This is a genomic window from Chelativorans sp. J32, assembly GCF_000518985.1.
Classification (GTDB): Bacteria; Pseudomonadota; Alphaproteobacteria; order Rhizobiales; family Rhizobiaceae; genus Chelativorans.
This window is the reverse complement of record NZ_JAEQ01000006.1, coordinates 184,243-202,125: the sequence shown is the minus strand read 5'-3', so window position 1 is coordinate 202,125 and position 17,883 is coordinate 184,243. Positions and strand designations below refer to the sequence as shown.

Annotated in this window: 15 protein-coding genes and 1 pseudogene; 8 read left to right on the top strand and 8 right to left on the bottom strand. The window is 61.8% G+C overall.

The window, feature by feature from the left end:
* Nucleotides 1–140 precede the first annotated feature (140 nt).
* The 7 genes and pseudogenes from CHEJ32_RS0111170 (at nt 141) to dinB (ending at nt 8,788) form a co-directional block, all read left to right on the top strand.
* The gene (locus CHEJ32_RS0111170) at nt 141–302 is read left to right on the top strand and encodes a hypothetical protein (protein ID WP_156936675.1); all 162 of its coding nucleotides are present in this window, start codon (nt 141–143) and stop codon (nt 300–302) included.
* The gene (locus CHEJ32_RS24475; RefSeq protein ID WP_051469605.1) at nt 299–2,311 is read left to right on the top strand and encodes an ATP-binding protein; all 2,013 of its coding nucleotides are present in this window, start codon (nt 299–301) and stop codon (nt 2,309–2,311) included. The genes CHEJ32_RS0111170 and CHEJ32_RS24475 overlap by 4 nt, the downstream gene beginning before the upstream one ends.
* Nucleotides 2,301–2,660, top strand: a complete 360-nt coding sequence (locus CHEJ32_RS26220) for a DUF6634 family protein (protein ID WP_156936674.1) — start codon at nt 2,301–2,303, stop codon at nt 2,658–2,660. The genes CHEJ32_RS24475 and CHEJ32_RS26220 overlap by 11 nt, the downstream gene beginning before the upstream one ends.
* Nucleotides 2,651–3,382, top strand: a complete 732-nt coding sequence (locus tag CHEJ32_RS24465; RefSeq protein ID WP_051469603.1) for a hypothetical protein — start codon at nt 2,651–2,653, stop codon at nt 3,380–3,382. Before CHEJ32_RS26220 ends, CHEJ32_RS24465 begins: the two co-directional genes overlap by 10 nt.
* Before the next feature lie 785 nt (nt 3,383–4,167).
* Nucleotides 4,168–5,343, top strand: coding sequence for a tyrosine-type recombinase/integrase (locus CHEJ32_RS0111145; RefSeq protein ID WP_028033954.1), 1,176 nt, complete (start codon nt 4,168–4,170; stop codon nt 5,341–5,343).
* A 201-nt stretch (nt 5,344–5,544) separates the two neighbouring features.
* Nucleotides 5,545–7,614 carry an ATP-dependent helicase gene (locus CHEJ32_RS0111140; RefSeq protein ID WP_028033953.1) on the top strand — a complete coding sequence of 690 codons (2,070 nt, stop codon included), beginning with the start codon at nt 5,545–5,547 and terminating at the stop codon, nt 7,612–7,614.
* Nucleotides 7,615–7,746: 132 nt separating this feature from the next.
* Nucleotides 7,747–8,788: pseudogene (gene dinB / locus CHEJ32_RS24460) on the top strand (DNA polymerase IV).
* A gap of 50 nt (nt 8,789–8,838) precedes the next feature.
* On the opposite strand, the gene CHEJ32_RS0111130 reads toward dinB, so the two are convergent.
* The 3 genes from CHEJ32_RS0111130 to idaA form a co-directional block, all read right to left on the bottom strand.
* On the bottom strand, nt 8,839–9,405 hold the full coding sequence (locus tag CHEJ32_RS0111130; RefSeq protein ID WP_028033952.1) for a type II toxin-antitoxin system VapC family toxin: 567 nt from the start codon (nt 9,403–9,405) through the stop codon (nt 8,839–8,841).
* A gap of 1 nt (nt 9,406) precedes the next feature.
* A complete protein-coding gene (locus tag CHEJ32_RS27705; RefSeq protein ID WP_245261069.1) occupies nt 9,407–9,793 on the bottom strand; it encodes a hypothetical protein in 387 nt (128 codons plus the stop codon).
* 196 nt (nt 9,794–9,989) lie between these two features.
* Entirely contained in the window at nt 9,990–11,105 is a 1,116-nt protein-coding gene (gene idaA, locus CHEJ32_RS0111120) for an iminodiacetate oxidase IdaA (RefSeq protein WP_028033950.1), read from the bottom strand.
* Nucleotides 11,106–11,410: 305 nt separating this feature from the next.
* On the opposite strand from idaA, the gene CHEJ32_RS24455 reads away from it, so the two are divergent.
* On the top strand, nt 11,411–12,151 hold the full coding sequence (locus CHEJ32_RS24455) for a GntR family transcriptional regulator (protein ID WP_051469602.1): 741 nt from the start codon (nt 11,411–11,413) through the stop codon (nt 12,149–12,151).
* Nucleotides 12,152–12,181: 30 nt separating this feature from the next.
* Here CHEJ32_RS24455 and emoB read toward each other — a convergent pair whose 3' ends face one another.
* The 5 genes from emoB to CHEJ32_RS0111090 all read right to left on the bottom strand — a co-directional run bounded on the left by emoB (nt 12,182) and on the right by CHEJ32_RS0111090 (nt 17,878).
* Complete coding sequence (gene emoB, locus CHEJ32_RS0111110) at nt 12,182–12,775, bottom strand: NADH-dependent FMN oxidoreductase EmoB (protein ID WP_011581165.1); 594 nt, start codon at nt 12,773–12,775, stop codon at nt 12,182–12,184.
* 112 nt (nt 12,776–12,887) lie between these two features.
* A complete protein-coding gene (gene emoA / locus CHEJ32_RS0111105; protein WP_028033949.1) occupies nt 12,888–14,180 on the bottom strand; it encodes an FMNH-dependent EDTA monooxygenase EmoA in 1,293 nt (430 codons plus the stop codon).
* Nucleotides 14,180–16,000, bottom strand: coding sequence for an ABC transporter ATP-binding protein (locus CHEJ32_RS0111100; RefSeq protein ID WP_028033948.1), 1,821 nt, complete (start codon nt 15,998–16,000; stop codon nt 14,180–14,182). Before CHEJ32_RS0111100 ends, emoA begins: the two co-directional genes overlap by 1 nt.
* A gap of 8 nt (nt 16,001–16,008) precedes the next feature.
* On the bottom strand, nt 16,009–16,908 hold the full coding sequence (locus CHEJ32_RS0111095) for an ABC transporter permease (RefSeq protein ID WP_011581168.1): 900 nt from the start codon (nt 16,906–16,908) through the stop codon (nt 16,009–16,011).
* The gene (locus tag CHEJ32_RS0111090; RefSeq protein WP_028033947.1) at nt 16,898–17,878 is read right to left on the bottom strand and encodes an ABC transporter permease; all 981 of its coding nucleotides are present in this window, start codon (nt 17,876–17,878) and stop codon (nt 16,898–16,900) included. The genes CHEJ32_RS0111095 and CHEJ32_RS0111090 overlap by 11 nt, the downstream gene beginning before the upstream one ends.
* Nucleotides 17,879–17,883: the final 5 nt, after the last annotated feature.

Genomic DNA, 17,883 nt, shown 5'->3' with positions numbered 1-17,883 from the left:
TGCTCGAGGCGCTCGGACACCGGCCGTCATGCGCTGCGCTGACGAATGCAGGACTCGTCGCCTCGTGCGACTGCCCTCCGAGCAGGCTGCATGATCCGGCCATCGTGGTCGGCGTGGTCATGCACTACGCGAGGATTGCAATGGCGCAACAAGCAGCGTTGCCTACCGTGGTCGTCGAGCTGCTGATGCTCCACGTCCATGCTGGCGACCCTGCCTGCATCATGGTGGCTGACCTCCTCTCCAGGAATGGCCTTATCGATCAGCCGCTTCTTCCCAAGTTCGGCAAGAGGATTCGCTCGTGAGCACTCGGCTGGCCGATTATCTGCTGCGTCGGCTCCGGCACAGGCTGGAAAGCCAGGCGCTCCATTGCGCGGTCGAGGAAGACCTGCTGATCGCAGGTATCCAGGATGTCGACGGCGTCCTGGTTCGGGCATTCGTCGTCCATCCTTCAATGCTCGATAGACCGCCGGATCAGATCGCCGCGGCGCTGGCGAGGATTCGGTCTCGTCCGAGGCCGCACTCCGCCCACTTCCCGAGTGCTTCGAGCTACGATCGCGGACCCGATTTCATCACGGAGGGCGAGCGCGGCAGGCGGTACGGAAGCATCAGCAACATGCCGGGTACGGGGAGTGGTGGAACCTGCGGGCGAAACGGACGCCAAGCCAAGGCTCGCATTCGCGCCCTGACCAAGGCAATTCTCCAGGAAGTGCGGCGGGCTGCCGATCGCCCGGACGCGGCCGAGGTGGCGACGTTGCTCCTCGTCGCCAGGGCGGCCGAAGAAAGCAGGGTTTCGCTCGACGACTTGCTATCCGTCCTGCGAAGCCCGCGTCCCGTGATCACCGTTGTCGGTCAGGTTGCAGGATTCGAGGCCTGTTTCCTCGATCTGCTCGCCAGGGGAGACGTCCTGCCCGGGCGGGTCGCAGTCGCGAGTGGCTCTGAGTTCGTCGACAGGGTCGTCCGGTTCCCAGATCAGGGCGCATCGCGTCGGCGGGTGATTGCATTCTGCGGAAGCTGCATTGATGCCGCCGAGATCGAGGCGACCGAACGCGCATTGGGGCGCATAGCACTGCTGCCGTATCCAATCCTCGGCATTGCGGAGAGCATGGATTGCCTGCCGGAGCGGCTCACGCATACGGCGCAGCTATCCCTTATCACTGGGCAGCTCGACGCAAGACTCGTCAGACGGGTGATCGAGGCCGTGCTTGGAGAGGCGCCCAGTCGGGACCTTCCGCACGAATCCTGTGCCCGGCTGACGCTCTCCGATCTCGCCCTTGCGATCCGGCCGGCCGTTGCACCTGCGGAGGCGGTTCATGCCCTCGAGCGCATCGCGGCCGCCAGAGGGACAGGGTTTCACGGTAGCGAGACATCGTCGTCGAAGGATTCGCGAAGGTGGTCGCCATACGGCAGCAAGGAGCCCCGCCGCCGCGCCCCTGGTTCCGGAAACGAGATCATCCAGCCGGTGAGGCCGAAGGGGGATGAAAGCGACCGTTTCGTCCTGCGCGTCGAGACCATGCCCGGCCTCGGCGAGGCAGCGGAATGGGCGAGGTCCCTGCAGGGCGACCTCGAACTGTGGCGTGCCAGCCAACTCCCTTGGGAGGAGATGTCCACCAGGCTGCTCCTCTCGGGACCTCCCGGGACAGGCAAGACGTCGTTTGCCCGGGCACTGTGCAACTCGCTTCAGGTTCCACTCATTGCCACGTCCGTCTCGACCTGGCTCGAGCCCGGATATCTCGGAGACGTGCTCAGGCGAATGAAGGCGGCCTTCGCGGAAGCCGAATCCTTGAAGCCGTCGATTCTCTTGATCGACGAGATCGACGGCATCGGGACAAGGCGGCAGCGAGGCGAGCATGCCGACTACACCAATGCCATCATCAACAAGGCACTGGAGCTGCTGGACGGTGCGGTCCGCTCGACGGGCGTGATCGTCGTTGCCGCCACCAACCACCCCGAGATGATCGACCCAGCGCTGCTGCGCTCCGGCCGGCTCGAGCGGCACATCAGGCTGCCAATGCCGGACATCCCGGCGCTGATGGGAATCCTGCGCTTCCACCTGAAGGACGACCTCGAATCCGTCCGGGCAAGCGCGCCGGCCGAGGTGACGGAAGCATTCGAGTCCGCCGGTCCCTGGCAAGCCGACCTGACACAGGCAGGTCCGGATGCGGGCGGAGAAGCCACCGGGTCTGCCGTTCACTCCAGAAACCGCACGTCGGCAGCCGCGAGCAAGGACGCCAACCCATCGCGTCGGCGACCAAGCAGAGGCGTCAGACAATCAACAAGCACCACGAGTGAGGATTTGCATGGTGACGTTTGAACAGGGTCGCATTGCCGGCAACGAGCTGTTCGAAGTCGAGCATCAACGGCTGTCGAGGCTGGTCGCCGACATGGATCGGCTCCGCGAGGGAGCTACGGTCGAAGAGTTGGCTGGAGAGGCGCCGCCCTGCCTCGAACGCTGGCAGCTCGTCCAGCGACCGGCCCCGTGCCTGGTGGGGCTTTCTTTCGGACATCCGCTGCTTCCGGGCATTGGCCGCCCCATCATCACTTCGGACCTTGTCCTGTTGACAACGGACGGGTCGTGGGCGCGGACGGTGAGCCGTTGGTACCGGCTCGGCACCCCCGCTGATCCCGAAAGCGCTTCAAAAGGATACCGGCCGTGGAACTGACTGGTGATCAGGGCGCAGAAACTATTCTCCGCGCGTTGGCTCGCAGGGCATCGGGACTGAGCGGAGCCGACATCGAGCGGCTGGTTCGTGAAGCTCGCCAGGTCGCCCGGCGGGAGCGACGTCCGCTCTCATGGGACGACCTCACGCGCCGGCTGGGATTCCTGAAGCCTCCTTTGCCGGAAAACCTGCGCTGGCGGGCAGCCGTGCACGAAGCAGGCCACGCCGTTGCCGGAATGGTGCTCGGACTGGGCGAGATCGTCCTCGTGACGATCGACGCTCCGGATGGAGGCATGGTCGTCTATGAGGAAACGCCCGCGGAGGAAACCGAAGAGCATCTGAATGCGAGGCTGGTTGCACACCTGGCTGGACGCGCAGCCGAAGAGGTGATCCTCGGCTCATGTTCGGCTGGCTCCGGAGGCGATCACCGAAGCGATCTGGCTGCCGCCACACAGCTCGCCCTCAACATGGAAACGGCGTTCGGCTTTGGTGCCGACAAGCCGCTCCTTCATCTCAACAGTGGGAAACACGAGGCGGCTCTCGTCTATCGACGCGACATCGCTGAACGGGTCAACCGGCGGCTCGAGAGCGCATACGGGGAAGCTCGCGAGATCGTTCGGGAGCACAGGGAGGCCGTCCTGAAACTGGCAGTCTCCCTCAAAGTTCAGGGTGCTTTGGAGGCGCAACAGCTGACCCCCGAATTCGTGGAGCGCCCCGGCAAGTAGACAGACCCACGTGCAAGTTCCGGCGTTTCACTACTGCTCGGAACACCCCGTCATGCGCGAATCCTTGGCGCGCCAAAGCCTCCGTCGAACGGAAAAGGACTAAATAAGAAACAGAAAAGGACTCGATATTATCAAGTATAGATTGATGTTCTATCGAATCCTTGCGGCGCTTGGTTCGGCTATCGTCAGCAATTTATGGCTCTATCACCATCGTATTATGGTGTTATATATTACACTATTGACAAATAGATTCAGATGAGTCTTGGAATCTACCAGCTTTTTGGAGGGTTATGGCAGTTCGACATTGGATATGACTGTGACTCTGAGGAGGAGCGGCAGTCACATCATCTTTGAGGTCCACGGTGAGGCACGATGGGTAGGCTAGCTAGTTTCCGACGGTCAGCACTCTCCCCGCAGCCACGCAGAGGGGCGATGATTGTACGCAATCGGTTCGGCACAAAGCCCTTTCAGGCTGCTGTGCGGTCAGTGAACCGGCCCGTCCAGGTATCCACTCCGCCTGGGTCCTGGCCATTGCAGATGCGAGCGGAAACCGCAGCAGCTTTTTGCGATGAGCCGAGCGTTTCTTCCTTCCTGCGTAAGGTCGCGCTTGGCCATTACAGCCCGCCGGTCAAGATCCCTGGAAGCCATCCGAAGTGGCATCGGAGCCAACTTGAGAACGACATCGCCAGGCTCCACGGGCTTGAAGCACCGTATCCGGTTCCGCTGGAGGACATCCGGAGGCTGATCTAATGCCTCGTTCAAAACCTCTAGGTTGGCCCCGTTACATGATTGCGAAGCGCACGAAGAAGGGCGTGGTTTCGTACTACTGGAACTTACCCACTTGGGCCGACAAGAAGGGATGCCCCCTCACCCGCGAAGCTCTTGGATCGGACTATGCAACAGCAAAGAAGCGCTGTGACGATGTCCTGAACCCGCAGTTCGACGCGTGGCGTAGGGGCTCCGATCCAGAGCCGATTCTTCGCAACTTGAAAGGAACGTTTGATTGGCTGGTCATCAGGTTCCAAGATACCCCCCAGTATCGGAGAATCGCTGAGAAAACCCAGGCAGACTACAGCTATGTGCTTGAAAGGCTCGCGAACTACCAGCTGAAGGATGGTCGTCGGTTGGGGAACGTGCATCTGAACTCGGTCACGCCGGGCGTGGCCGACCTCCTATACGAAGCGCTCAAGAAGCCCACACAGCCTGGCGGGAAGGAAAGAACCCGAACCGCGGTAAAGGCGATGGTCATAGCCCGACGTGCATGGAATGCTGTCCATCGGGCTGAGTCGGATATTGTTCCGTTCCAGAATCCCTTCGCAAAGATGGAACTGAAGTACAAGGCAAAGCCCACCCGCCTCGTCCGGCATCATGAACTCACGCGCATGGTCGAGGTCGCGGACAGGCTCGGACTATACAGCATTGGGACCGCGATGATGATTGCGTACTACTGGCTGATGCGAGAGGAGGACATCCTGAAGCGACTGACCTGGAACCATTACCGTCCCGCGGACCGGCCGGATGTCGTAAGGATAATCCACCACAAGACCGGAGAGCTGGTCGACATTCCGCTTTACGATGAGGATGGCACCCCCTTGTGGCCTGAACTTATGGAGAGGCTGGACCGGGCTCCACGCTACGGGCCTGTGATAACAACTCGCGAGACGCCGGATCGAAAGAGGAAGACCCATCTCCCTTGGGAACCGGACTATTTCCGCCACCAGTTTGCCAAGATCCGAGAGGAAGCAGGCCTGCCGCCAGACGTGACGTTCAGGGGACTGCGTCACGGGGGAATCACCGAAGGCGCCGACGCAGGACTGAGCGATGCCCAGATGCGGGCCTTGAGCGGCCATCTCACCTCTGCCGCGCTGCTCAGGTACGCTCAGAAGACCCAGAAGCAACGACTCGATGCCGCGCGGCTCAGGCGTGAGGCACGAACCAAGCAGCAACGAATGTCAGAATGACACTACCTTCGTGTCAGAATGGATTCTACTAAGTCTTTGAAAAATTGGTGGGTGATGCAGGGATCGAACCTGCGACCCGCTGATTAAGAGTCACTCGGACTCCAGCGGGAGTCTTTCGGAAGCGAGTGGGGACCTTGGGAAAGCAACGGCGCAGTATCGGCCGATTGTCGTTGCGAGTCAGGCGTATAGGAGCGGGGCGGCATGGATGCGGCGCATCTGGAAAAATTAAATGACGGCCAACGTGCCGCGGTCGTGCATGGCATCGGCCTGTCCGACGGCACGGTCGGTGGGCCGCTGCTGATCATCGCCGGGGCCGGGTCCGGCAAGACAAATACGCTGGCGCATCGCGTAGCGCAGCTCATCATCTCCGGCGCTGACCCTCGGCGCATTTTGTTGATGACGTTCTCCCGTCGCGCGGCAGCCGAGATGGGTAAGCGCGTCGAGCGCATCTGCGCCAGGGTTCTCGGCGACAAGGTCCGAATCCTGACTGACGCCCTTGCATGGTCAGGCACTTTCCACGGCATCGGCGCCCGGCTGCTGCGTGAATATGCCGTCGAGCTTGGGCTCGATCCGCAATTCACCATCCATGACCGCGAGGATTCCGCGGATCTCATGAACCTCGTCCGGCACGAACGTGGCTTCTCGAAGATGGAAAGCCGGTTCCCCGCGAAGGGGACGTGCCTCTCGATCTACTCGCGCGCTGTCAACGCCGAAGCGCCGCTCGAGGAGATCCTGCGCGCCAGCTTTCCTTGGTGCGCAGGCTGGGAGAAAGAACTGCGCGAACTTTTCGCCGGCTATGTCAAGGCCAAGCAGGTCCAGAACGTTCTCGATTATGATGACCTGCTGCTCTACTGGGCGCAGACCATGGGCGACGCGACACTTGCCGACGAGATCGGCGGCAAATGGGATCATGTTCTGGTCGACGAATACCAGGACACCAATCGCCTGCAGGCGACTATTCTCACAGGGTTGAAGCCGGCCGGGCGTGGCCTGACCGTCGTCGGCGACGACGCGCAGGCGATCTATTCGTTTCGTGCCGCGACGGTGCGCAACATCCTCGACTTCCCGAAGGAATTTTCGCCGCCCGCCGAAATCATCACGCTCGAGCGCAATTACCGTTCGACCCAGCCGATCCTCGCCGCCGCCAACGGGGTGATCGGCTTAGCGCGGGAGCGGTTCACCAAGAACCTCTGGACCGATCGGCTTTCGAACGAGCGGCCGCGGCTGGTCACTGTGCGCGACGAGGCCGACCAGGCGAAATTCGTGGCGGACGAGGTCCTGGAAAACCGAGAGAGCGGGATGCGCCTCAAGGACCAGGCGGTACTGTTCCGGGCGAGTCACCACAGCGGTCCGCTCGAGGTGGAGCTGACGCGCCGCAACATACCCTTCGTCAAGTTCGGAGGGCTCAAGTTTCTCGACAGCGCGCATGTCAAGGACATGCTGTCGGCCTTGCGTTTCGCGCAGAACCTGCGCGACCGGGTCGCGGGTTTCCGCGTGCTGCAGCTCCTGCCCGGCGTCGGACCTGCCACGGCACAATCCGCCCTCGATGCGGTGGCCGAAAGCGCTGACCCGATCGACACGCTCGACAATCTCCCCTGCCCTGCCCGCGCCCAGGTTGACTGGCCGAGCTTCGTGGAGCTGATCGCCGGCCTACGCTCCGGTTCGTCGGTGTGGCCGGCCGAAATCGGGCAGGTCCGGTCCTGGTACGAACCGCACCTCGAACGAATCCATGAGGATTTCGAGATGAGGCGGGCCGATCTGCTCCAGCTCGAGGACATCGCTGCGGGCTATCCCACCCGCGAGCGCTTTCTCACAGAGCTCACGCTCGATCCTCCGGACGCGACGTCGGGTCAGGCCGGTGTACCGCTGCTCGACGAGGATTATCTGATCCTCTCAACGATCCATTCCGCTAAAGGCCAGGAATGGCGCTCGGTCTTCGTGCTCAACACCGTCGACGGTTGCATTCCTTCCGACCTCGGCGTCGGCACCACTGACGAAATTGAAGAGGAACGCCGTCTGCTCTATGTCGCAATGACACGCGCCAAGGACAGTCTCAATCTCGTCGTACCGCAGCGATTCTTCACCCACGGCCAGTCTTCGACAGGCGATCGGCATGTCTATGCCTCGCGGACGCGGTTCATTCCCGCTAGTCTGCTGAAACTGTTCGAGTGCCGGACCTGGCCGGTGGTGGCGCCTGGAGCCGCAGGCGAGGCCGGTCCGCGACAGGTTCGTCTCGATGTCGGCGCGCGCATGCGCGGCATGTGGCGCTAGATGAAGATGGCATCACCATGAGCGTTCCCTGGGAAGAAGGCGCCGATGGCAGAGGAATTGGTCGGCTCCGCGCGGCCTGATACTGGCGAAAAGCAAGGTGAGAAACCCGTCCGCAAGATCATCCACTGCGACATGGATGCTTTTTATGCCTCGGTCGAGCAACGCGACAATCCCGAGCTGCGCGGCAAACCGGTAGCCGTCGGCGGGTCGGCCGCCCGTGGCGTCGTCGCGGCGGCAAGCTACGAGGCGCGCGCCTTCGGCGTGCGATCGGCGTTGCCCTCGGTGACCGCGAAACGCCGCTGCCCCGACCTGATTTTCGTCAAGCCCCGCTTCGACGTTTATCGGGCAGTCTCGGCACAGATTCGCGAGATTTTTGCCGAGCATACCGACTTGATCGAACCGCTCTCGCTCGACGAGGCCTATCTCGACGTCACCGAGAACAAGCAGAACATCAGCATCGCTACCGAGATCGCGACCTTGATCCGGGCCCGGATAAAGCAGGTGACGGGGCTCAACGCATCGGCCGGCATTTCCTACTGCAAGTTCCTCGCGAAGATGGCGAGCGACCTCAACAAACCAAACGGCCAGGCTGTCATCACGCCGGCTATGGGTCCCGAATTCGTGGCAAAACTGCCGGTGAAGAAGTTCCACGGCATTGGTCCCGCCACGGCAGCGAAGATGGAGAAGCTTGGGATCGAGACCGGCGCTGACCTGCGCGAAAAGCCTTTGGTGTTCCTCCAGGAGCATTTCGGGAAGGCCGGTATCTGGTACTACCGCATCTCACGCGAGATCGACGAGCGAGAGGTGCAGCCCGACCGGCCGCGGAAGTCCATCGGCGCGGAGGATACCTTCACGGATAATATATTCGAGCTCGAACCGGCAAAGGTGGAGTTGGTGGCCTTGGCAGGCAAGGTCTGGCGCTTCTGCAAGGAGCGCAGCTTCTCCGGGCGAATGGTGAGCCTGAAGGTGAAATATGCAGACTTCTAGATCATAACCCGCAGCAAAACCGTTCAGCATCCGATCCGGAGTGAGAATGAGCTACGGGAGCTCGCAGCCGGACTGATGGAGTGCATGTTTTCCGACACCGAAGGGAATTCGGTTGCTGGGAGTTACGCTTTCATCGCTCGTGAATGACTTCGACGGGGAGGAACCGCAGCTTTCGCTTTCTCTTTGAGCCGGCGGTCAGGCGAGTGCGGTTCCTTCGCGAATCGGAACTCGGCGGTTTCATGACCGACGATATAAGAGCACGCGGCCGGCCGGCACGAGTTGCAGCAGATAGTCGAAATCCGCGATATTGGCCGTAAGGACTGCAAACCCGAGTTTCTGCGCCTGCAGGAAAAGCACGCAGTCGTGAAGGGCGCGAAGCCTCGCATCCTTCTGATAGCCTTGGAGGCGGCACAGAATGCCGGACAACAGGGCGCCCCGCGCCAGCACATCGGCATCGGGAGTGAAGGTTCGATGTGCTGGCATTGCATCGACCAGAACGCCGATCTGTTTGACGACGCCCTTGGTGCGCGCGTCGGCAGGATCGAGCACGCCGACCGTGTGCATCAACTCCTGAATGGCCACGGTCGAGTGGTTGGCTGTTCGAACATCCAAGAGTTCGCCGACGGCATCGGGAGCGCGGCCCTGCAGGCCATCCATATAGACGCAGGTGTCCAACAGCACCCCATGGCCCGCGCCGGGATGATCGCCGATAAACGGCAGCTCGGCATCGTCCCGCCGCGAAAGGGTGTGACCGGGATCCAGACGCCCCCATCGGACGGCGGCGTCAAAATTGAAGGCGGCCACCTCAGAAGCCGAGCTTCAAAGACGGATCGACCGTTCCTCGAACCTTGTCGAAGGCATTGCTGAACTCGTCCTCGAGAGCCACGTTGGCAAGCGCGAATTCGATGAGCTCGGTGTCAGTGCTGATCCCCGTCTGCTTCTTTGCCTGCTCCAACAGGGCCGGACTGATCCGCCCGCCGATGCGCGCGCTCTTTTCGCCGAGCAACCCGGATTTCTCGGCAGCCGACAGGACTGCTTCATGGCGAGCCGGATCGATGAGCACGAACCTGCCCGTCTTCGCCGAGCGGTCGAGCTTCATCTTTCGGCCCTTCGCCGGGGAGCCGCTGATGCGGGCGCGGGCAGCAGTTGGTTTTGTGGTCTTCGCCATATCCACCGCTCGTATGTTGAACATTTTTGACTTCTGTTCAACATAGCACCTTGTCGGCTGAATTCAAGACGTGTCGGAGTTTTGGCATGCGAAGTGCGGAGCGCCGCAGCTTCCGAGTTCGAGCTCGAAGGGGCGATCTTCGTCCTCACCAGGCGGTTCTAGCCCCAAAGCCGGTATCGGTTTCGGAGGCACGGTGGACACAAACGACGCCACGGCTTGGTCAGCCGGCTTCAGGCCCCGTTGGGCTATAACGCTCCAGGGGAACCTCGGCGGACTCGCCCATCACCACGCCGGCCAGCAGACGACCGGCAAAGGGGCCTACCGTCAAACCCGAGGCTCCGAGACCATTGCCGATCGTGAGGCCGGCGATTTGCGGTACGCGTCCAAGGATCGGTCTCATGGCGGAGCCCGCCGGCCGAAAACCTACCCGCGTTTCAATATGAGTGGCGTCAGCAAGCCCCGGTGCGATGCCAAGTCCTGCCTGCAGCACCTCCAATTGGCCTCTCGCGGTAACGCGGTAATCGAAACCTGAACCGTCCTCGCGCGTTGCCCCGACCACAACGCGCGAGTCATCGAAGGCTAGCATATAGTAGCTGTTCATCGGCAGGACGACCGGCCATCCGCTCGTGGCTACGCCCGGCAGATGCAGATGAATAATCTGCCCCTTTTGAGGCACGACTGGATGACGGAGCCCGAGCAGCGCCAGGATCTGCGCTGCCCATGCGCCGGCGGTCACGATAATTTCGTCGGCGGGAATGGGCCTGCCATCGCTGCCAAGGCATTCCGCGCGTCCATCATTCAGGCGCAAGGAGACATAATCGTTCCGCAAGGTCGCGCCCGACGAAATGGCAACGCGCAGCATTGACGCGGCAAGCAGCCTGCCATCGACGCGCGCGCCGCCGGGAATGTGGATTGCTTCCAGATCGTCACGCAGCGGAGGGAACAACCTTTTCGCCTCGCCAGCACCGAGCCGTCGCACAGTGCCCGCTTCGGGTGCATCTTTGATGCGGCGGCTAATCCGGCCCTCGATCGTATCGAGCCGTGCCCTGTCTTCGGCCAGCACGAGCGCGCCTACCCTACTATAGCCAAGCTCCGTCTCACCTTGCCCCCTGAGTTCCTCGATCAGCGTGCCGTAATAGCGGGCGCCCCGGGCATAGAGTAGATACCAGTCTGGATCGTCCGCCTCCGTTGCCCAGGGACAGACGACTCCGGCGCCCGCCAAAGTCGCCTTGCCCGGATGATTTTGATCGATGATTTCCACCTGCGCCCCGAGGCGGGCTAGGTGGTAGGCAGCACTCGCTCCAAGAATTCCTGCGCCAATGATCAGCACACGCATGCGTTTCACGACCAATGTTTGAGTGACGAGTCAAGGAATACTGCCGACGATACTTGGCAAAGGTTATTTTCCAACGGCGAGCGACGGAAAACCTCGGCAGGAGACGGAAAATTCCCACCCTGTAGGAAGGTTCAAGGCAGCTTGAACAAAAAGTCGCGGCTCACCTCCTAGGCAGATATTAGGCAATTCACGGATGGTCGGCCACGGGGGATTTTTGTGCATACTCTATTGAACACAGAATGGTATGCTTAGAAATAGAATCAGACCGTCACACGTTCAATGATGGCAGACAGGGAGAACGGCCGGTGCATTCCAACAGCAAGCGCAGCGTAAAAAGCGCGACGCGCCCGAAGCACAGCAATCCCGACGCTGGACAAAAGAGCGGCAGCATCACGGATCGTGTCTATGAGGAGGTCAAGCTAATGGCGATGACCTACCGCTTCCGGCCCGGCGAACGGATCAACGAGGTCCTCCTTGCCGAACAGTTGCAGGTGAGCCGCACGCCTCTTCGTGAAGCGCTGAACCGCCTGTCCTCCGAAGGCTATATCAGCGTCGCTCCCAATCGCGGCTTTATCGGCCGCGAGTTGGATCCAACCGAAATTCAGGGGCTATTCGAACTGCGCTCCATTCTCGAGCAAGGGATCGTGCGTCTGGCCTGTGAGCGCGCAAGCGATGAGGAGCTTGAGGCGCTGAAGCTCTTCGCAGACGACCAGGCGGCAAATTGGAGGGAGAAGCCGACCCTGCAGAACCTCCGCGATGACGAGGAGTTTCACTTGCGCATTGCGAGAATGACGGGCAACGCAGAGTTGGTGAAGGCACTCGAGCAGATCAATGGGCGCATTCATTTTGTGCGCTGGATCGACCTACGCCTGCGTCCCCCTCCTCCCGGTGTCCGTCACAACGGCGAATTCATCGATATGCTGATGCGGCGAGATGCGGACGCCTGTGCAAAGCGTATCGCCACCATGATCAACCGCCGCTATGACGAGATTGTCGAGGTTATTCGAGCCGGCATCGCCGACATCTATGTCGGTGCCGAATTCTAACTCGCAAGATTTGGCGCAGTTCAAGTGATGTCAGGCCGCGCGCGTCGCATCGAGCGAGGGGCGTGGGTGACCCAGATGCCGCGTCGACGGCTCCGACGACAGCGAAAGACGGAAATGATCGATGGCGTTGTTGAGCTGCGACGCCACGTCGTCCTCAACGGCCAGTTTTCCATCGACGACGGAAAACTGGGACTGCACGAGGAAAAAGCTCTGCACCACATGGCGTACGCCCATCGAGTGCAGGACGGGCCGCAATCCGTAATCTAGGGCGAGCACATGCGCAGGGCTGCCGCCTGTGGCAAGCGGCAGCGCAGCCTTCCCGGCAAGAGCGAACTGCGGGAGGATGTCGAGAAAAGCCTTCAGCAGACCCGTATAAGAAGCCTTGTAGATCGGCGTCGCCACGATGAGCCCGTCCGCGTTGCAGGTGGCATCCACTGCTTCCTTGAGCTTGGCATTGCTCAAGTCGCCGCGGAGCAACGCCTTCGGATCGAGGTCGATGACGTGAATATGCCTGCCTTGCGAGTCGCTTCGCGCCAAAACGTGTGCCAGAGCATACTCTGCCAGCTTAGCAGTGGTTGAGTTGCGCGACGGACTGCCGGAGATAGCCACGATGGAGTAGGTCATTTCCGCTTCCTCTTAAACGCATGGGTGGCATCCACTCACAGCCCAAATAAAGCATACAATTTTGTATTTGTAAATGTATGCAGATATGGAACAAACCATGATTTTCGCTTGGTCAACCTAGCGGATTTCGAGGCAAACCCAACCTCTCACGCAAGGTCGACTCGGTGTAGCTCCGGGGAAAAACGCCTCGCGACTGCAGGATCGGTATGACCTGATCGACAAAAATCTCCAGAGCGTCGGGCAGCAGCGGGGCATTGATCACAAATCCATCCGCCGCCTCGTCTTGCCACCAATCGATGAGACGGTCGGCGACCTGATCCGGCGTGCCCGCGATCAGCCGCATGCGCAAAGCCAGTTGCCGCAGTGAAAGCTTCTCGTCGAGAGCGACGTCGACCATGGATTTCAGGACGCCGATCGGCGTGGCGGACTCCTTCGGAAGGTTGAAGTCCTTCTCCTGCAGCACCTGGTCCACGTTGATCCTTTCAAGATCAATGCCCAATTGCTTCGACAGCGCCTCGATCCGCTGCTCGGCCGGATCGAGCCCGGCTTCGTACTCGGCGACGAGCCGCTTGACCTCTGCCTCTGTCGACCCGATCAGCGGCTGAAAGCTCGGCAGGACCAGCGTGGAGCCCTCGGGGCGGCCCTGCGCGCGAGCGGCCGCTCGCGCCTCGGCGACGAAGCGCCGGCCGGCCGGCTTGCTCCCCAGGAACGCATAGATGATCTCGCCGAAACGGCTGGCGAGCCTTTTGCCCTGGTCCGAGCCGCCTGCCTGCACGACCACCGGCGGGCCGTAAGGCGGCAAAGGCACGTTGAGGGGACCCGCAACCTTGAAATACTTCCCCTCATGGTTGATCGGCATCACCTCGCCGAACGGATTTGGATTGGGGCCGATCGCCTCATCCCACGGGAATTTCCAGCTGTTCCAAAGGCCATGGACAACCTCCAGGAACTCTTCCGCCCGCTCATAGCGGTTGTCATGTGTGGCAATCGCGGCGCCGTAGTTGGCCGCGACGGCGGGGTTGGCGGTTGTGACCGCGTTCCAGCCGATGCGGCCGCCCGAAAGCAGGTTCACCGAGGCGATCTGCCTGGCGAGCGTGTAGGGCAGGCTGAAGCTGGTGGAGGCAGTCACAATCCCGCCGATGTCCGGCACGCGGCCTGTGATCGCTGCCGCAAGCACGATAGGGTCGAACGGATACTCATGACGAACCTTCGGGTTGGGGGTTAGTTGCGGCTGGTCGGCTAGAAAGAAGGCATCGATCCGGCCGCGCCGGGCGATCTCGGCGCTGCGGATATAATTCTCCAGGTCAAAGATCCTCGCCCGGTTTCCCCGGCCCTCATTCCAGGAATTGGGGAGAAACCCCGAGGAGTTCAGCCAGCTGACAAGATACATCCTGCGTTTGCGCATTAAGAGGCCTCCTGGGTTCTGCCGCCAAAAAGACGCCGCCACATTCCGGTCCGTTCGACCGGCGTGATCGGGCTGGCAAGGGTGTCGCTATTGAAGACGATCCGCTCGCGCCGACGCTCCGTCCTCGGGTCTGGGATCGGAACCGCCGAAAGCAGCGCGCGTGTGTAGGGGTGCTTCGGATTGCGGAAGAGCTCGTCGACCCGGCCGCGCTCGACGATGCGACCGCGATACATCACGATCACGGAATGGGCGATCTCAGCGACCACCGAAAGATCGTGCGAGACGAAGAGGTAGGAAAGATTGAGGTCCTTCTGCAGTTCTTTGAGAAGCGTCAGCACCTCTGCCTGAATAGACACGTCGAGAGAGGAGACGGGCTCGTCGAGCACCAGGAGCCGCGGATGCAGCATCAGCGCACGCGCGATGGCGATACGCTGGCGCTGCCCGCCGGAGAACTCGTTGGGATAGCGCGCGGCGTGCTCCGGCTTGAGGTGCACCCGCTCGAGCAGCTCCATGACGCGGCGCTCAGCGAGCTTGCGATCCATTCGGTTGATGACCGCCGGCTCCATCAGGATGTCCCTGACCGTCATCATCGGGTCAAGCGACGCATATGGATCCTGGAAGACCATCTGCACGCATTTGCGCATCCGCCGCCTATCGCGCGGCGGCATTCGGTGAACGTCCTGGCCATCGAACAGAATGGTGCCGTGGGTGATTGGCTCCAGGTTGAAAAGCGATCGGATGAGCGTCGTCTTTCCCGAACCCGACTCGCCGACGATGCCGAGCGTAGTGCCCGCCTCCACGTCGAGATCGACGCCGGCGACGGCCTTGATCACCCCCACCCTGCCCCGAATAACGCCGCGCGAATAGACAGGAAAATGCTTGCCGACATTCCGCATCGATAGGATCGGAGCGCCCTCAGCACCGACCTTCCTTTCAAAGGCTGAATGGATCACCTCGGCATCGGGCGCGACATCGCTGGGGGCGCTCAGGTCAGGCGTGTGGTTCAATCGGGGGATGCTGTGGAGCAGCTTGCGTGTATAAGATGACGCTGGCTGGTAGAAAATCTCGTCCACCGTGCCTTGCTCGACCACTTCGCCGCGCTGCATGACCGCGACGCGATCTGCACGGCCCGCCACCACACCAAGGTCGTGCGTGATGAGAAGCAGCGCCGCCCCGGTGAGCGCCTGTGCTTTCTTGAGCGCATCCAGCACCTGGGCCTGCACGGTCACGTCGAGCGCGGTGGTCGCTTCGTCGGCAATGATCAGATCGGGGTTGTTCGCCATCGCCATGGCGATGACTACGCGCTGGCGCATGCCGCCTGAAAGCTCGTGCGGATAGCTGTTCATACGCTCGCGCGCATGCGGGATGCCCATCGTTTCGAGAAGCTCCAGCGTGCGCTCGGCCATCTCCCTCTCGCTCAGCTTCTGGTGGGCCCTAATGCCTTCCCTGATCTGTGCGCCGATGGTGTAGACGGGGTTGAGCGACGTCATCGGATCCTGCGGCACGAGGCCGATGCGGCTGCCGCGCAGGGCCCGGCGCCGCTTCTCGGAGGCACTGAGCAGTTCCTCCCCGCGCCAGCGTATGGAGCCGGCCACGCGCGCGTTCCTGGGCAGGAGGCCCATGACGGCAAGCGCCGAGACCGACTTGCCCGAGCCGGATTCGCCGACCAGCGCCAGCACCTCGCCCGATCCGATAGACCAGCTTACGTCTCGCACCGCCTCGATCGGCTCTTCCCTGTGCCGGTCGAAGCTGACGGTAAGGCCGGAGACGCTGACCAGCGGCGCGCCGGTGCCGCCCGCGATATGGACGCTCTCGCTCATATGGGGCCTCATTTCCTCTGCTGCTTGGGATCGAGGGCGGCCCGCAAGCCGTCTCCGATGAAGGCCACGCAGAGCGCGATCAGGATGATGAAGAGCCCCGGGAAGTAGAAGAGCCAGGGGCGGGTAGAAATCGCACCTTGGGCCTGGTTGATCAGGAGCCCGAGCGAGGTGTCCGGAGGCTGCACGCCGAAGCCGAGGTAGGAAAGAGCGGTCTCCGACAATATGGCGCTCGCCACCAGCACCGTGGCCGCGACGATGATCGGCCCCACCGTGTTCGGAAGCAGGTGGCGGAAGATGATGCGCACCGGCCCCGCTCCGGCGATCTTCGCCGCGATGACGAATTCGCGCGTTCTAAGCGAGAGCACTACCGAGCGCACGACACGCGCCAGCACCGTCCATGAGAGGGTCGCCAGCACGAGCGCCACCAGCAGCCAGCCGTGCTCCCCGCCCTGAGACTGCCGGGCGAGGAAGGCGGCGACCGCCAGGAGTGGGAAAATCATGATGAGATCGACGATCCGCATCAGGAGCGAGTCCGCCCAGCCGCCGACATAGCCGGCGACCGCACCCCAGATCGAGCCGATCAGCGTGGCGAGCACCGCCACCGTTCCAGCGATGGAGAGCGAGCGCTGCGTGCCCCGCATCACGCCCGCCATGAGATCGTAGCCCAGATGATCGGTCCCGAAGGGATGCTCCCAGCTCGGCGGCGCCGACAGGTCGGACGTCGATACGGCATAGGAATATTTCCACAAGGGCCCGCCGGCGAAGGCGAAGAGCACGATCAGGATAAGGATGACGAGCGAGACCACTGATGCCTTGTAGCTAAAGAACTTGCGCGCAATGGCACGCCAGGGACGGTAGACCTGCTCCTGCGCAGGCGCCTGTCCTATTTCCACTGCTCTATCGCTCATAGCGGATGCGGGGGTCGAGGACGGCATAGAGGATATCCGCAATCAGATTGAAGACCATGATGATGAGACCGGCCACCAGCAGCCAGCCGAGAACGACATAGACGTCGTTGTTCTGGATTCCGGTGACGAGGAGGTCTCCCATCCCGCGCCATTGGAAGACCGTCTCTGTGACGACGGACTCGCCGAGAATGACGGCGCCGCCCGCAGCCACAACGGTAAGCATAGGCGCAAGCGAGGTTCGCAGGCCGTGCGCCAGCACCACGCGCGTCTCCGAAAGGCCCTTGGCCCTGGCAAGCTTCACATATTCGCTGTTTAACGCGTCGATTAGGGCCACACGGCCGTAGCGGCTCCATGTCCCGAAAGCCTGCATGGAAAGCGCGATCGTGGGGAGCGCCAGCACACCGATGAGAAGCAGCACCCGATCCCACGGTGTGCTCGCCGTCATGCCCGCGCCATCCCCGGACGTATAGAGCAGCCTGAACCCAAGCTCCTGATTGATGCTGATCGCCAGCCGCTTGAGCTGCAGCGCAAGCCAGAACACCGGCATCGATATCATCGCGACGGCGACGAAGCTGATAATATGGTCGGCCCAAGAAAACTGCAGCACTGCGCCGATAACCGACGCCGCGACAGCCATCAAGAATGCGAGCACGATGCCGAGCGCCAGGAGCCGCAGCGAAACGCCAAGGCGCTTCACGAGCTCCGCACCGATATCGATATTGTGAATGCTCGGCCCGAAATCCCCGACGAACAGGCCGGAGAGCCACATCCAGTATCGGTCGAGAAGTGGCTGATCGAGCCTCAACTTGACCGCCATGGCGTGCAGCACCTCGGGCGGCGGAGGCGGCTGCATGGTCTTCAATCCCGCGAGCGGATCGCCGGAGAAGCTGATGACGACGAACATGAGAAAGCTGGCGATCAGCATCATCGGGATCATGACAAGCAGTCGCCTGACCAGATAGGCTAGCAAGCTCA

Excerpts from the sequence above, each read along its gene's own strand:
- CHEJ32_RS0111170 (WP_156936675.1), top strand. The coding sequence starts at position 141 with ATGGCGCAACAAGCAGCGTTGCCTACCGTGGTCGTCGAGCTGCTGATG.
- CHEJ32_RS0111145 (WP_028033954.1), top strand. The coding sequence starts at position 4,168 with ATGATTGCGAAGCGCACGAAGAAGGGCGTGGTTTCGTACTACTGGAAC.
- CHEJ32_RS0111140 (WP_028033953.1), top strand. The coding sequence starts at position 5,545 with ATGGATGCGGCGCATCTGGAAAAATTAAATGACGGCCAACGTGCCGCG.
- CHEJ32_RS27705 (WP_245261069.1), bottom strand. The coding sequence starts at position 9,793 with ATGTTCAACATACGAGCGGTGGATATGGCGAAGACCACAAAACCAACT.
- idaA (WP_028033950.1), bottom strand. The coding sequence starts at position 11,105 with ATGCGTGTGCTGATCATTGGCGCAGGAATTCTTGGAGCGAGTGCTGCC.
- emoB (WP_011581165.1), bottom strand. The coding sequence starts at position 12,775 with ATGACCTACTCCATCGTGGCTATCTCCGGCAGTCCGTCGCGCAACTCA.
- emoA (WP_028033949.1), bottom strand. The coding sequence starts at position 14,180 with ATGCGCAAACGCAGGATGTATCTTGTCAGCTGGCTGAACTCCTCGGGG.
- CHEJ32_RS0111100 (WP_028033948.1), bottom strand. The coding sequence starts at position 16,000 with ATGAGCGAGAGCGTCCATATCGCGGGCGGCACCGGCGCGCCGCTGGTC.
- CHEJ32_RS0111095 (WP_011581168.1), bottom strand. The coding sequence starts at position 16,908 with ATGAGCGATAGAGCAGTGGAAATAGGACAGGCGCCTGCGCAGGAGCAG.